12 protein-coding genes are annotated in these 12,794 nt (G+C 68.6%); 5 read left to right on the top strand and 7 right to left on the bottom strand.

Annotated features, from left to right (window positions below):
- Positions 1 to 72: 72 nt before the first annotated feature.
- The 3 genes from DZG09_RS15325 to DZG09_RS15315 form a co-directional block, all read right to left on the bottom strand.
- Positions 73 to 579: a superantigen-like protein SSL4 gene (locus DZG09_RS15325; protein WP_162893351.1), complete on the bottom strand. Its 507-nt coding sequence runs from the start codon at positions 577 to 579 to the stop codon at positions 73 to 75.
- Between the two features lie 338 nt (positions 580 to 917).
- Entirely contained in the window at positions 918 to 1,349 is a 432-nt protein-coding gene (locus DZG09_RS15320; RefSeq protein ID WP_119698627.1) for a hypothetical protein, read from the bottom strand.
- 111 nt (positions 1,350 to 1,460) lie between these two features.
- On the bottom strand, positions 1,461 to 2,642 hold the full coding sequence (locus tag DZG09_RS15315) for a phosphotransferase family protein (protein ID WP_162893350.1): 1,182 nt from the start codon (positions 2,640 to 2,642) through the stop codon (positions 1,461 to 1,463).
- A 124-nt stretch (positions 2,643 to 2,766) separates the two neighbouring features.
- Between DZG09_RS15315 and DZG09_RS15310 the strand changes: the two genes are divergently transcribed.
- Together DZG09_RS15310 and DZG09_RS15305 are read left to right on the top strand one after the other, a co-directional pair.
- Complete coding sequence (locus DZG09_RS15310) at positions 2,767 to 4,239, top strand: sensor histidine kinase (protein WP_119698625.1); 1,473 nt, start codon at positions 2,767 to 2,769, stop codon at positions 4,237 to 4,239.
- Entirely contained in the window at positions 4,224 to 4,892 is a 669-nt protein-coding gene (locus DZG09_RS15305) for a response regulator transcription factor (RefSeq protein ID WP_119698624.1), read from the top strand. Before DZG09_RS15310 ends, DZG09_RS15305 begins: the two co-directional genes overlap by 16 nt.
- 117 nt (positions 4,893 to 5,009) lie before the next feature.
- On the opposite strand, the gene DZG09_RS15300 is transcribed toward DZG09_RS15305, so the two are convergent.
- The 3 genes from DZG09_RS15300 to DZG09_RS15290 all read right to left on the bottom strand — a co-directional run bounded on the left by DZG09_RS15300 (position 5,010) and on the right by DZG09_RS15290 (position 9,775).
- Entirely contained in the window at positions 5,010 to 5,198 is a 189-nt protein-coding gene (locus DZG09_RS15300; RefSeq protein WP_119698623.1) for a hypothetical protein, read from the bottom strand.
- A gap of 63 nt (positions 5,199 to 5,261) precedes the next feature.
- Positions 5,262 to 8,609 (bottom strand): AAA family ATPase, encoded by a 3,348-nt coding sequence (locus tag DZG09_RS15295; RefSeq protein ID WP_119698622.1) that lies wholly within the window; start codon positions 8,607 to 8,609, stop codon positions 5,262 to 5,264.
- The gene (locus DZG09_RS15290; protein ID WP_119698621.1) at positions 8,606 to 9,775 is read right to left on the bottom strand and encodes an exonuclease SbcCD subunit D; all 1,170 of its coding nucleotides are present in this window, start codon (positions 9,773 to 9,775) and stop codon (positions 8,606 to 8,608) included. Before DZG09_RS15290 ends, DZG09_RS15295 begins: the two co-directional genes overlap by 4 nt.
- 145 nt (positions 9,776 to 9,920) lie before the next feature.
- Between DZG09_RS15290 and DZG09_RS15285 the strand changes: the two genes are divergently transcribed.
- On the top strand, positions 9,921 to 10,328 hold the full coding sequence (locus tag DZG09_RS15285; protein WP_119698620.1) for a hypothetical protein: 408 nt from the start codon (positions 9,921 to 9,923) through the stop codon (positions 10,326 to 10,328).
- A gap of 19 nt (positions 10,329 to 10,347) precedes the next feature.
- Complete coding sequence (locus DZG09_RS15280; protein WP_119698619.1) at positions 10,348 to 10,737, top strand: (deoxy)nucleoside triphosphate pyrophosphohydrolase; 390 nt, start codon at positions 10,348 to 10,350, stop codon at positions 10,735 to 10,737.
- A 61-nt stretch (positions 10,738 to 10,798) separates the two neighbouring features.
- Here DZG09_RS15280 and DZG09_RS16685 read toward each other — a convergent pair whose 3' ends face one another.
- Positions 10,799 to 11,749, bottom strand: coding sequence for an SRA domain-containing endonuclease (locus DZG09_RS16685; protein ID WP_162893348.1), 951 nt, complete (start codon positions 11,747 to 11,749; stop codon positions 10,799 to 10,801).
- A 105-nt stretch (positions 11,750 to 11,854) separates the two neighbouring features.
- Here DZG09_RS16685 and DZG09_RS15275 point away from each other — a divergent pair, with 105 nt between their 5' ends.
- The gene (locus DZG09_RS15275; RefSeq protein WP_162893347.1) at positions 11,855 to 12,673 is read left to right on the top strand and encodes an SseB family protein; all 819 of its coding nucleotides are present in this window, start codon (positions 11,855 to 11,857) and stop codon (positions 12,671 to 12,673) included.
- The last annotated feature ends 121 nt before the right edge of the window (positions 12,674 to 12,794 follow it).

The following is a 12,794-nucleotide window of genomic DNA, read 5'->3' as shown; positions in this document are numbered from 1 at the left end:
CCAGCCGACGAGGCGGGTGCCCCCGACACGCAGAAGCGCCCCGAGCGGAACTCGGGGCGCTGCGGGCGACGGTCAGTTCGACGCGGCGGAGTCCACCGAACCCGAGCTGGCCGGCGACTCGGGGCTGTCCGGGCTGGCGGCGCTCGGCGGCGTCGCCGGTGACGGCGGGGTCACCGGCGAGGGCTCCGACTGCGGGCTCAGGGCGGAGTCGGGGCTCTGCGGAGTGGCGGCGCTCGGGGGCGTCTGCACGCTGGGCGGTGTCTGCGCGCTCGGAGCGGACTGCGCGCTCGGCGGCGTCTGGGTGCTCTGCACGCTCGGCGCCGACGGCTCGCTCTGCGCGCTGGTCGCCGACGCCGCGGTGACCACCGACGCGGACGTGCCGTTCTCCGAGACCCGGAGCGCCACGCCGTCCGCACGGTCGAGCACGGCCTTGGCGGTGATCGCATCGCCCACGGGCGCGGCGTCGTTCGTGCCGTCGGTGCGCAGGTCCATGCTCGCGGCGGTCGCTGCTGCCCCGCCCGCGATGATCCCGACGCCGACGAGGCTGGTCACGCCGTAGGCGATCCACTTCTTGTTCATGATGTCTCCTTCTTCTGTGCCGCTGTGCACGGCGATCGATCTGTGTTCGCGGGGCGAGCGCCGGTTCCGCCGGCGATGGTTCCACTCTGACGACCGCTGCTAAGGTGCCTCGTAAACCGCGGTGAGACGCGCCTTATATTCGCGAGCGCGCCCTCGGTCGAATCGTGCGGATGTCGCCGCCCCGCCGCATCGTCCGCCCGGCGAACCGGCAGCGGCGCCGTGGCTGCGCCGATCATGGCCCGGATGAGCGGCGTGCGACATCCGATCCGGCTCGCTGATGCACACACGCCGCACGAGAAAGGACCCCGCCGCAGCGAGGCCCTGATTCGGTTCGCGCGTCAGTCGGAGTCGGCGCTCTGCACCGAGTCGGGCGAATGGGGTGTGGCCGGCGACGCGGGCTCGACCGGCGACGGCGCCGATCCTGCGGGCGGCTGCGGCGCCGTGGTCTGGGTCTGGGAAGCCTCAGGGGAGGACACCGCCGAGACCTGCCCTGCCGGCGTCTTCGTCGACTGCACGCTCTGCCCGCTCGTCGAGTTCGGCGTCGCCGGCGAGACCTGCTCCCCCGCCGTCGGCGCCGTCAGGGCGACCGACCCTGATTCGATGTCACCGGCCGGCCTTGCACCGTCGGCGCCGGTGATCGCCCCGTCAGCGATGACCTCACCGGATGCGGTGCGCAGGTCGAGCGCGTTCGCCGCCGCGACGGCGCCGCCGCCCAGCACGGCGACCCCGAGCGCGCCCGTGACGCCGTATGCGATCCACTTCCTGCTCATATGCCCAGTCTGACTCGCGAGCATAAGCCGAGACACCTCGCCGCATGAGAGAGCTCTTATGTTCGCCGCACAGTCAGCGCTCCTTTCGCCGGATCTGCGCCGCCGAGCCGGTTACACCGGTTCCCGCACCGGTTCTCCTGCCGAGACGGCCTCCGCCTGGTCGAGAAGAGCGCGAGCACGAGAGGTGTCGCCGGCCGTGGCTGCGGCGAGCGCGTGACCGAGCAGGTGGATGCCGGTCAGGGCGTCCACTCGCTCGCCGCGCCACCTCTGGCTCGCTGCCTCGGCGAGTGCCCACATCCGCCGCGCTCCCCGTTCGTCCACGGTGAGCAGTGCGCTGGCGATCGCATGCGACAAGAATGCCCCCGCATCCTCCGCCGGATCGCCCTGGCCCGCCGTGTCGACGTCGATGATGCCCGTGATACGCGCGCTGTCCTGCTCGAGGAAGAGCTGCCCGATGTGCAGATCCCCGTGGATCGTGCGCCGAGGCTCCGGCTGCGCGGTCAGCCCGAGCGCGCATGCGGCGCGCACCCTCGCGATCTGTGCTGTCAGCTGCGGCATCACGTCATCGGCACGCTCCGCGTACCAGGCGAGGCGTTCCGGCACACCCGTGCGTGCCGTCCATCCGGTCTCCGCCGCAGCGAACCGCTCGCGCAGCCTCTCCACATCGTCGAGCAGCGCATCGGGCTCCCAACCGGCCTGCGGCGCGGGCACACCGTCAGCCTGCGCGATGACGAGCAGGCCTTCCTGCGACCAGCCCCGCACACGAGGCAACGGCAGGCCGGCGGCTTCCAGAGCCCGATGCGCCTCGACGATGCGCTCGATGCGACGAGGACGGACGACCTTCACCCACGCGGGCCCTTCCGCCGTGTCGACCCGCAGCACGGCGCGGCGCCCTGGCCGGTACGCGACGAATTCGGGTGCTCCCACGGCCTCGACGCCGAGCCTGGCGAGCAGGACGCCGAGTGCTTCACCGAACGCGGCCGGAACGAGCGCAGGCAGGTGCGGATCCGCCGGGTGCATCCAGACCCGCGCGACGCCGTCGAGCACGAGCCCCGTCTCGCGGGCGACCGCCGTTGCGGATGTGTCGACGTACGCGATCGACGTGGCCGGATGTCCCTCGCTCCTGCCCCGCCCATCCGGATCTGCCTGCTCGTCGTCCGTATGAGTCACCCGGAACCCTGCCACCGTGCCGGACCCGAGCGGCTCTCTGCTGATCAGACGCAGCGCGTCGCGCGGAACGCCGAGAGCCGATGACAGGAGCTCTTCGTCATCGGGCCGATCGGGTTCTTCCATGCCGTGATTCCACCACGCGGCGATCGATGCATGCCACTTCCGCGTGGTGAGACTGCTCTTATATTCCCGTCGGCGCACGCGGATTCGCGCGCCCCGCGACGATACTGGAACGGTGAGGAGCGCAATGAGACGACGCCTGCGGCTGCCGGTCGTGTCGGTGCGCACGCGGCTGATGACGGTGATCGCCGCCGCGGTCGCCGTCGGGCTCGCCGGCGTGGGCGGCGCGGTGTACCTCGTGGAGCGCCAGCGCATCCTCGCATCGACCGATGTGCTGCTGCAGAACAACCTCGAAGCGGCACAGGTGCTCGTCGATTCCTTCGTGGAGGAGGATCCGACCGCCACAGCGCGCGATGCGCTGCGCGTGGTGGTGCAGCGCGTCGGGCCGGACGACAACATGGGCGTGCTGGGCATCGTGAACGGGAAGGGCGTACTGGTGCCTGGCGTGCAGCTCGACGTGCAGCTCGAGTCGCAGCCGGGCTTCGTCGACCACGTCACAGCCGAGGCGAACGGTTCGGATGCGGTTCTCGGCCGCTACGCCGCCGACGATGTGGCGTGGCAGTATCTGGCGGCGCCCATCCGGCTCAGCGACGATCAGAGCGACGATGTGCTGTTCGTGATGGGTTACGATCTCGAAGCCGAACTCGCCGAGATCAACGAGCCCGGCAGGGCGTATCTTGCGGCGTCTGCCGTCGCGATCCTGCTCGTGATCGCGGTCGGTGCGCTGGCCGCCGGGCGGCTGCTCCGGCCGCTGCGGCAGATGAGGGAGACCGCCGAGCGCGTCTCGGGTCAGGAGCTCGACGAGCGGCTGCCGGTGGAGGGCCGCGACGACGTCTCCGAGCTGGCCCGCACGATGAACGACATGCTCGACAGACTCGATCAGGCGCTCGACTCTCAGCGGCAGCTGCTCAGCGACGTGCGCCACGAGCTGCGCACGCCCATCACGATCGTGCGCGGGCACCTCGAACTGCTGAACCCCGACGACCCGGACGAGGTGCGCGAGACCCAGGAGCTGGCCGTCGACGAGCTCGACCGGATGAACGCGCTCGTGCAGGACCTGTCGGAGTCCGCTTCCCTGCACGGGAGGGCGGCGATCCGTGCCGAGCCGACCGACGTCCGCGAGCTGCTGGTGCAGATCGTGCGCAAGGCAGATGCCATCGACGGGGCCCAGGTGAGCGCCGGCCCGGGTGTGGCCGTGGTGGCGCCTCTCGACGAGTCGCGGATCACCCAGGCGGTGCTGCAGCTCGCGCAGAACGCGGTGACGCACGGCGGCGGGCAGATCGTGATCGGCAGCCGCCTCGCCGGCGACATGCTCGAAGTGTGGGTGCGCGACCACGGCGCAGGCGTGCCGGACGAGGAGAAGACGCACATCTTCGAACGGTTCCGCCGCGGCACGGGGGCCGCCAGGGGCAGCGGGCTCGGGCTGAGCATCGTGCAGATGATCGCAAGGGCACACGGCGGATCGGCACGCGTTGTCGACCCGCACGATGGGACGGGGGCCGTGTTCGTGCTGTCGCTGCCGCTGCAGACCCCGGATGTGCCGACCGCACCCGTCCCACCAACCGACGAGGAGAAGGAGGACCCATGGCGTCGATCCTGATCGCCGACGACGAGGCCCGCATCGCGGGATTCATCGAGAAGGGCCTGCGCGCGGCCGGTTTCGCGACGCGAGTGGCGGGCAACGGCACGGAGGCGCTCGCATTCGCGCTCACGGGCGAGTTCGACCTGCTCGTGCTCGATGTGAACATGCCGGGGCTCGATGGGTTCGAGGTGCTGGAGCAGCTGCGCGGCTCCGGCTCGACGATGCCCGTGATCATGCTGACCGCGCGCACCGATCTGAACGACACGGTGGCCGGGCTGGAGGGCGGCGCCGATGACTACCTCGGCAAGCCGTTCCGGTTCGACGAGCTAATGGCGCGCATCCGGCTGCGCATGCGCCAGGCAGACGCCGACCAGATGCCGACGGCGCACGAGCTGCGTCACCGCGATCTCGTGCTCGACGTGCGCACGCGGCGCGCCAGGCTCGACAGCGGAACCGTCGTCGACCTCTCGGCGCGGGAGTTCGCCCTCGCCGAGGAGCTCGTGCGCCATGCGGGCCAGGTGCTCAGCAGGGAGCAGCTGCTCAGCCGCGTGTGGGGGTTCGACTTCGACCCCGGCTCGAACGTCGCCGACGTGTACGTCGGGTACCTGCGCCAGAAGCTCGGCGCCGATCGCATCGTCACGGTGCGCGGCGCCGGCTACCGCATGGTGTGACGCGTGAGGGCGCGCTGCGCCCAGCTGCCGAGATGCGCACTTTTCGCCGAGATGCGCCGGTTCTGACGGGTTTCCGTCGAAGAAGTGCGCATCTCGCGAGCCGCGTGTCGCTTCCGATCAGTTCTCACTGCGTGAGCCGCGTGAGACCATGCCGCGCAGCACGAAGAAGATGATCACGCCCACGATGAGCACGGCGATGAGCTTGAACGCGAACCACATCACCGACAGCAGCGCGTTGACGACGAACCACGCGATGACGACGGCGATGATCGCGCCGATGACGGTCCACACGGTGCCCCAGTTCATGCCTTCAGCCTACGTGGTTCGCCTCTGCATCGACGCCGTGCAGCACGCGCCCGACGACGTGCGTCACTCCTGTCGGACGACGCTCCATCCCTGCGGGGTCTGTTCGACATGGAGCTGGGCGGGGATCTGCTCCTTCATCTGCTCGACGTGACTGATCAGGCCGACGGTGCGGCCGCCCTGGCGCAGGTCGTCGAGGGTGCGCATCGCGACTTCGAGCGTCTCCCCGTCGAGCGAGCCGAAGCCCTCGTCGATGAACAGCGTGTCGAGCCGGATGCCGCCGGCACGACTCGTGACGACCTCGGCCAGACCCAGCGCCAGGGCGAGGGAAGCCAGGAACGTCTCGCCTCCCGAGAGGGACTGCGGCGGGCGTGCTCTGCCCGTGTGCGCGTCGAACACCTCGATGCCCAGACCAGCGGCGGCGTTGCGGTACGCCCTGGCATCCGAGTGGCGCAGCGTGTACTGGTTGTTGCTCATCGCGGCGAGCCGCAGGTTCGCGGCCTGCACGATCTCTTCGAGCTCGGCGGCGAGCACGAACGTCTCGAGGTTCATGCGGCGCTCGTTCGGCGGCCGACCTGCGACGGTGTCGGCGAGGCGGGTGATGACGGCGGCGGTCTCCGCCTTCTCCGCGATCCGCTCATGCGCAGTGCGGGCGCGTTCGAGCGCGTCGGCGAGGGCGTCGGCGAGCTGCGCGGCAGCGCTGCGAGCGTCGAGCGCCCTGGTGAAGGCGTCGCGGGCGGAGGCGAGTGCGCGCTGCGTCTCGTCACGGTCGACCGGTGCCTCGGGGAGCTCGAACGCGGCGAGTTCGGCAAGGGTGCGCTCCGCGGCCGCACGCTCGGTGTCGGCCTCGCGCACGCGCCTGTCGAGACCGGCCACAACCGCGGCGTCGCGCATCGCGTTGCGGGCGGCCTCGGTCGTGTCGAACTCCGCATCGCCGAGTGCCCGGTCGAGTGCCGCGCGGGCGACTCGGGCGGTTCCGGATGCGCGTGAGGCGTCGCGAACCGCTGCGGCGCACGCGCGGGCACGGGATGCAAGGCGCTGCGCTGCCCCGATCCGCTCGGCAACCGATGAGAAGCTCCCCCGAGCCGCCGCGACGGCGCGGCTGTCGTCGGCCAGGCGCTTCTGAGCGGCGTCGATCTCGCCGGCGAGCTCCGCGCGACGAGCGGCGGTCGTGGTGCGTTCCTCTCCCAGGCTCTCGCGTTCGCGCTCCAGCTCCGCGATCTGCCCGTCGAGGGCGTCGCGCTCGCGCTGCGCCGTCTGCGCCTCGTCGCGTCGTTCGCGCGCGGCGAGCAGATCGCCGTTCACCTCGGTCTCGCTGCGACCGCCGGAGCGCTGCTGCGCGTCGGCGAGGGCGGCGCTGGCTCGCTGTCGCTCGTCGTTGGCGCTTTCGTGCGCAGCGGAGGCCGCGGAACGTACTTCTTCCGCCTGTTCGATCTGCTCCGGAGTGACGTGGTCGTCTGCCATCTCGGCTGGGGCCGGATGCTCGGTCGAGCCGCACACCGTGCACGGTTCACCGTCGGTGAGCTGCTGGGCGAGCTCGCTCGAGTATCCGGCGAGCCTGCGGCGGTGCAGCTCGTCGACCGCCTTGCCTGTGGCATCGAGCCGCTGCTTCGCGCCGCGGACCGCCTCATCTGCAGCGGCGTACGTCTTCGCCAGCTCATCGGCCTGGCGCGCCGCAGCGAACTGGCTCTCCAGAGCGCTGATGTGCTCGTCGACAGCGGCCGCCTGATCCGCGCGCTTGTTCGCGGCGTCTCGGCTCTCCCGTGCCGCGGTTATGTGATTCGGCAGGCTGAGGAACCGCTTCTCGAGCTCGGCGATCTGCGCGTCCTGCGCCTTCAGCTCCTCCCGCTTCGCCTCGATGTCGGCCGCATCGCGCGCCAGCTCGCTCTCGCGTTCGCGCAGCGGATTCCACGCTCCGATGCGACCACGTAGCTCGTCCGAGAAGGCATCCAGCACTTCTGGTTCTGCTTCATCGGTGGGAAGAACGGACTCGTCCGCATCCGCTCCGGGAGTCGCCTCATCGGCTTCGTCCGGCTCCGGCGCATCGTCCGGCGAACCGCCCTCGCGCGAGTGCACCTCGACTCGCGCATTCGTCCACTCGGAGCGCGCCGCACGCGCCGCCTCTTCCGCGGTCTTCTCCTCGGCGTCGGCGTGTGCGACGGCGTCGATCGCGGTGCGCACACCGTCCGCGCGCCGCGCGGCAGCCAGCTCTGCACGTGCGGCTTCGATGTCGCCACGTTCTGCGTCGAGCTGCGCCAGGCGCGAGCGCGCCGCCTCGCGCCGCTGCTGCCGCTCGGCCGTCACCCTGCGTTCGTCATCGACCTGCTCGGCGTGCGTGCTGACGTCTCTGGTCCGCTCGACATGAGCGTCGCGCACCGCACGCCGCTCCGCCGCGCGCTCGGCAGCACGGTCGAGCAGATCGATCCGCCCGCTCCAGTCATCGGGGCCGAGCACATCCTGCTCCGATGACTCATCCGGTGCTCTGGTCCCTGTCGCGCCATCAGCATCGGCGCCATCCGCGTCCGCCGCCCCGCCACGGTCGCCGTCGCTGTTGGGCGCCTCGCCGTTGGCGGCTTCGGACTCCATGTCGAGCACCAACGCGTCACCGGCATCCCCGCGGCCCGCGCCATCGACTCCGTCCCCGCGCTGCTCGCCGTCAGGATCCGAACCGTCGAGGTCATCGAGCCGCGACCCGCCTTCCGCAGCCGCGTCGCCGGCATCCGGCTCATCCTCTACAGCGAGTGCGCGCTCCACCTGCTCTGCAACCTGGTCGAGCAGGGCACGCAGGTCGGCGGTCTGCGCGCCGACGCCGGCTTCGGCATCGCGGCGGCGTTCGTCGAGCGCCTGCTCGTAGTTCTCGAATCGGCGCGTGCCGAACAGCGACCGCAGCAGTGTGCGGCGCTCGTCGTTCTTGGCGAGCAGGAACCGGGCGAACCGCCCCTGCGCGAGCAGGATCACCTGCTGGAACTGGTCGGAGTTCATGCCGACGATCTCGCGGATGTGCTCGGCGACCTGCCGCTCCTTGCTCGCGATGCCACGCCAGCCGTCGTCCGTGTGCTCGAACAGGTGCACGCTGGCGCGCTCGGTCGTCGTGCCGCCGCCGCGCTTGGCCGGGCGCTCGTACTCCGGGCTGCGCTCGATGCGCCACGCGCCATCACCGACCTCGAACTCAAGCACCACGTGCGACGGCTCCCCGACCTCCGAGTAGTCGCTGCGCAGACGCTTCTCACCTTCGCTGTAGCGCGGCGTCGAACCGTAGAGCGCGAAGCAGATCGCGTCGAGGATGCTCGACTTCCCCGCCCCGGTCCGGCCCGAGATCAGGAAGATCCCGTCGCCGGCGAAGCGGTCGAGGTCGACCGTCTGCGCGTCGCGGAACGGACCGAAGCCCTCGATCTCGATCATCCGGATTCTCATGCGTTCGACTCCGCCCGCAGCTGCGAGACGACGTCGGCCACGATGCGTCTCTCGTCATCGCTCGCCCGTTCGCCGCCGCGCACATGGTCGAGGAAATCGTCGACGATCTGCGGGTCAGGCGTGCCCCGCCCGACCCGATCGCGGTAGCTGCGCGCACGGCGCTCCGTCTCATCGCGCTCCGGCTGGTGCTCGATCGTGGCGCAGAACGGGAACCGTTCGCGGAGCCTGCGCATCGGTTCGGTCTGCGGCAGACGGTCGGTGAGCACGGCGCAGACCCAGTCATCGCGATGTGCGTCGTGCGCAGGATCGGCGAGGAGCTCGTCGAGCGCGCCGCGCAGCGTGACCAACCGGCGCGGCACCGGCAGGTCGACCCACTCCGTCGCGGCGACGCCTGCGGCGTCGAAGTCGACCAGCCATGCGCCGCGCGGCTTGTCGGCCTCACCGAAGCTGTAGTGCAGGGGTGCGCCGGAGTACCGGATGCCGTCGGCCAGCACCGCCCGCCCGTGGATATGACCGAGAGCGACGTAGTCGGGCCCCGCGAAGTCTGCGAGCGGCACCACATCGAGCGACCCCTGTGTGAGGCTCTGGCGCACTTCGCGCTCGAGCTGCGGAGTCGCCTCGACACCGGCGGCGAAGCAGTGCGCGATCGCGACCGAGCGACCGCCGCGCTCGTCGCGGTCGGCGTTCACCAGGCGCATCGCGTGGCGCATGACCTGCTCCTGGGTGCGCAGCGTGTCATCCGGCCACAGGTGCCGTACGAGCGCCGGCTCGAGATACGGAATGCCGTAGAAGTGCACGGGCCCGTGCGCGTCGTCGATTGTGACGGGCTCGCCGATCGAAGTCGGTTCGGTGATGACGTGCACGCCTGCCTCACCGAGGAACGGCGCCTGGAACCCCAGCCGTGCAGCGGAATCGTGATTGCCGCTCGTGATGACGACGCGCGCGCCCGCGCTCCGGATGCCCGTGAGCGCCTCGGTCAGCACGCGATAGCAGCCGGCCGCGGGCATCGCCGAGTCGAACACGTCGCCGGCCATGATGACGACATCGACGTCCAGCTCGCGGACCCGCTCGACCAGCGCCTCGAGCACCTCGACCAGCGCCTCAAGCGTCGAGCTGCCATGAAATGAGCGCCCGATGTGCCAGTCGGAGGTGTGAAGGATCCGCATACCCCAACCGTATGCGGGAGTTCCGACATCATCCTTCCTGCCCCGCTTCATCCGGATACCGCACCCCTGGAACCGATCACCTTGTCGCCGTACGGCGACAAGATGGCACTGCCGCCGCGTCTCGCCTGCTGGCTATGCTGAGCGCATGGCCACGAACGACGGTGTCGACACCGAACTCGCCTGGTTGCGCGCGAAGGCCGAAGCGGCGCAGGCTGCGCTCGATCTCGCCGAGAAGAAGGCGGCGCTCGCGGCGGCGGCACGTGTCACTCAAATCCGAGCAGACGACGGCACCGGATGGCACGATCGCGGCGGTCGTGACGGCGTCGCCGCTGTGGGAGAAATACTCGGACGCGCTCGACCCCGAGTCGGCACGAGAGATCCTCGCCGCGAATACAAGAAGGCGCTGCGCGAGGCTGCTCGTCTGCGCAACCGCACCACGTCGCGCCGCCGCTCGCCCTCCCACTCACCGCTCGAGCAGGTGCTGGGCTCGTCGCTGACCAAGCAGGTCGTGTCTGGGGCCGTGCGCGGGCTGTTCGGGAACGCGCGACGGTAAGAGCGCGGCGAGAACTCTCGTGAAAAGACAGATCAACGTCGTAGGTGCCGTCATCTTCCAGAACGGGCTCATTTTGTGCGCTCAACGGGGATCGGGACCGCTAACCGGACTCTGGGAGTTCCCCGGCGGGAAGGTTGAACCGCACGAGACAGCTCGTGAAGCTCTCAGGCGCGAAATCACTGAAGAACTGACGTGCGCCGTGGACGTCGGAGACGAAATCACGACTACGACGCACGAATACGACTTTGGGATCGTTAGTCTCACGACCTTCGTTTGCGCTCTTGTCAGCGGATCACCGCAGCTTACCGAGCACTCGGAGATCCGATGGCTTACTCCATTTCAGCTAGCCGAGATTCAATGGGCACCCGCGGACATCCCAACGGTTCAGCTGCTCGAAACAAACCGATAATATTCGAGACGCAAAGCACGTGCTCAGAATCTACGAAGTAGATACGATATCGAGGCCACAACTAGTTAGAGGTGACCGGATTGGCGAGGTCGAAATTGAAACGCTCTCCCTCTTTGAATACCAGGCCAAGTCCTGCCGATCTAACGAAATCCCGTAGATCTGCTGACGGCCGTTCAGGAAGCAGGATCGAGCAATGAAGATCATCAACGGGAACGTGTCTCTTGTAGTCGTACAGCTGCCCCACAGCCAAACGCAGATCCGCCCGATTTGACCTAGCTTTCGCTTCGTACAGTGCAAAGTCGGTCTTGTCGTAGACATCTGTAAGGAGCGGGGCGCGCTCATCCGGCAGGTTGATCGACCATCGCATAAACTCATGCCCTCGCCTGTTGGCGACAAACTCATCGACAAGTTGAGACTCACGCCGCACTACAGAACCGCCCCCTTGCCCCGCAGTTTCAAAGAAGTAGTCTGAGCTGATCTCGATGGGGACTTCACGCGAGTCGACACCATGCTTGATGTCAGTAAACCCGACCTTCGATAACAAAAACTCCGACACACTGCTCACCGGGAGCAATCGAAATACAATCACCGTACGCGTCGAACCGTCACGAGCAGGCGCTGGCCGACGCTCGAAGGGTTTCGTAACGTCCAAGATAAACTCGCCAAGGTATCTCTGACGCTTAGTTTGCGTACCACGCACAACTCCGTCCGCCACAAACGCATGTACCGCGCGCCCTTTCTTGGCGTGAGTGAGAACCGATGAATTCTGCCCTGTCTCACTTTGATCACCATCCTGGCCAGCGCCAGTGTAGTACAGTACGGATCCATCCTTGCTAAATCCGTCATATAAGTAACCAAATTGATCCTTCTCACCGTGGTCGGTGAAAATAAATACTCGGTTGGATCGATTACTGGCGATGATACCGCCCTGTGTCGCGCAACCATAAGCTGCCGCGAGCTCACTACGAGTCGTATAAGCGCCCACCTGGAGATGAAATGGGGGCTGCGACATAGCCATACTGTAGCCGGAAGGCTGACGCTCTCGAAAGTCATCGACGAGAGTGACCTCGCCACGCCCTCATTCGCGAACGTCCCCACCCCCACGTACCGTGGAAGCATGACGTCAGACGAGCAGCCGAAGAACCTCGTGCAGAACTCCCGTGTGCAGGAGGCGCTGACCGCGTGGGGTGAGCGGAAGGATGCGCAGTCGCACAGCGACGTGCTGCGCCGGGTCGCTTCCGGCGAGCTTCTGCTCGACATCTCGAACTCCGAGTTCGCCGACCCTGAGAGCCCGATGCAGGAGGGCGACAAGCTCGCGGTCACCAGCGTGACCGACAACGACGGCAAGGATCTCCTGCTCGCCTTCACCGACAACCCGCGCCTCGAGGCCTTCGCGTCCGGCGCGTCGGGGCACTCGCTCGCACAGCCCGCCGCCGCAACGCTCAGGATGGCGGCCGACCGCCACGACGGCATCGCGATCGACGCGGGAACGGACGGCGCCTTCATCGCCTACGGCGACGAGATCACGCGCGCGTTCGGCGACAACATCGACGACGCCGTGCGGCTCGCGTCCGCCATCGTCGACGGCGATGTCGAGATCGACGACTTCGTCACGATGCTCGGTGAATCCGTCGTCTACATCGGCGGCATCCCGGTCGCCGATGACGACGGCGACACCATCGGGTATAACATCGCCACGGCGACGCGGCCCGACGGCGACACCCTGCACGCCGTGTTCACCAGCCCGGCCGAGCTCTGGGCGTGGCAGCCCACCGCCGTCGCGCAGCCGACCACCCTCGACCGGATCGTCGCCTCGGCTCGTGAGGGCGACATGGCCGGTCTCGTCGTGAACCCGGTCGGTCCTGCCGCCGAGCTGCGCATCGACCTGTTCGACGCAGACGCGTCGAACGATGCGGGTTCCGCTTCCGAGGCATAGCCACCGAGCCCCGGATGATCGGAGCGGGCCGACCGACCATCCGCCGGAGCCGCGGCCGCGCCATGGGGTGACGACAGGGTCCGGATGTCCGTCGCGGTGCAACGGCACCCGCACCGGACGC

This window comes from Microbacterium halotolerans, assembly GCF_003569805.1.
GTDB classification, from domain to species: domain Bacteria; phylum Actinomycetota; class Actinomycetes; order Actinomycetales; family Microbacteriaceae; genus Microbacterium; species Microbacterium halotolerans.
This window is presented reverse-complemented; position numbering and strand designations above follow the sequence as displayed.

Bases quoted from the DNA above. Each gene is read 5' to 3' on its own strand.
- DZG09_RS15305 (WP_119698624.1), top strand. From the start codon at position 4,224: ATGGCGTCGATCCTGATCGCCGACGACGAGGCCCGCATCGCGGGATTC.
- DZG09_RS15275 (WP_162893347.1), top strand. From the start codon at position 11,855: ATGACGTCAGACGAGCAGCCGAAGAACCTCGTGCAGAACTCCCGTGTG.
- DZG09_RS15295 (WP_119698622.1), bottom strand. From the start codon at position 8,609: ATGAGAATCCGGATGATCGAGATCGAGGGCTTCGGTCCGTTCCGCGAC.
- DZG09_RS15300 (WP_119698623.1), bottom strand. From the start codon at position 5,198: ATGAACTGGGGCACCGTGTGGACCGTCATCGGCGCGATCATCGCCGTC.
- DZG09_RS15320 (WP_119698627.1), bottom strand. From the start codon at position 1,349: ATGAGCAGGAAGTGGATCGCATACGGCGTCACGGGCGCGCTCGGGGTC.
- DZG09_RS16685 (WP_162893348.1), bottom strand. From the start codon at position 11,749: ATGTCGCAGCCCCCATTTCATCTCCAGGTGGGCGCTTATACGACTCGT.
- DZG09_RS15290 (WP_119698621.1), bottom strand. From the start codon at position 9,775: ATGCGGATCCTTCACACCTCCGACTGGCACATCGGGCGCTCATTTCAT.
- DZG09_RS15285 (WP_119698620.1), top strand. From the start codon at position 9,921: ATGGCCACGAACGACGGTGTCGACACCGAACTCGCCTGGTTGCGCGCG.
- DZG09_RS15315 (WP_162893350.1), bottom strand. From the start codon at position 2,642: ATGGAAGAACCCGATCGGCCCGATGACGAAGAGCTCCTGTCATCGGCT.
- DZG09_RS15325 (WP_162893351.1), bottom strand. From the start codon at position 579: ATGAACAAGAAGTGGATCGCCTACGGCGTGACCAGCCTCGTCGGCGTC.
- DZG09_RS15310 (WP_119698625.1), top strand. From the start codon at position 2,767: ATGAGACGACGCCTGCGGCTGCCGGTCGTGTCGGTGCGCACGCGGCTG.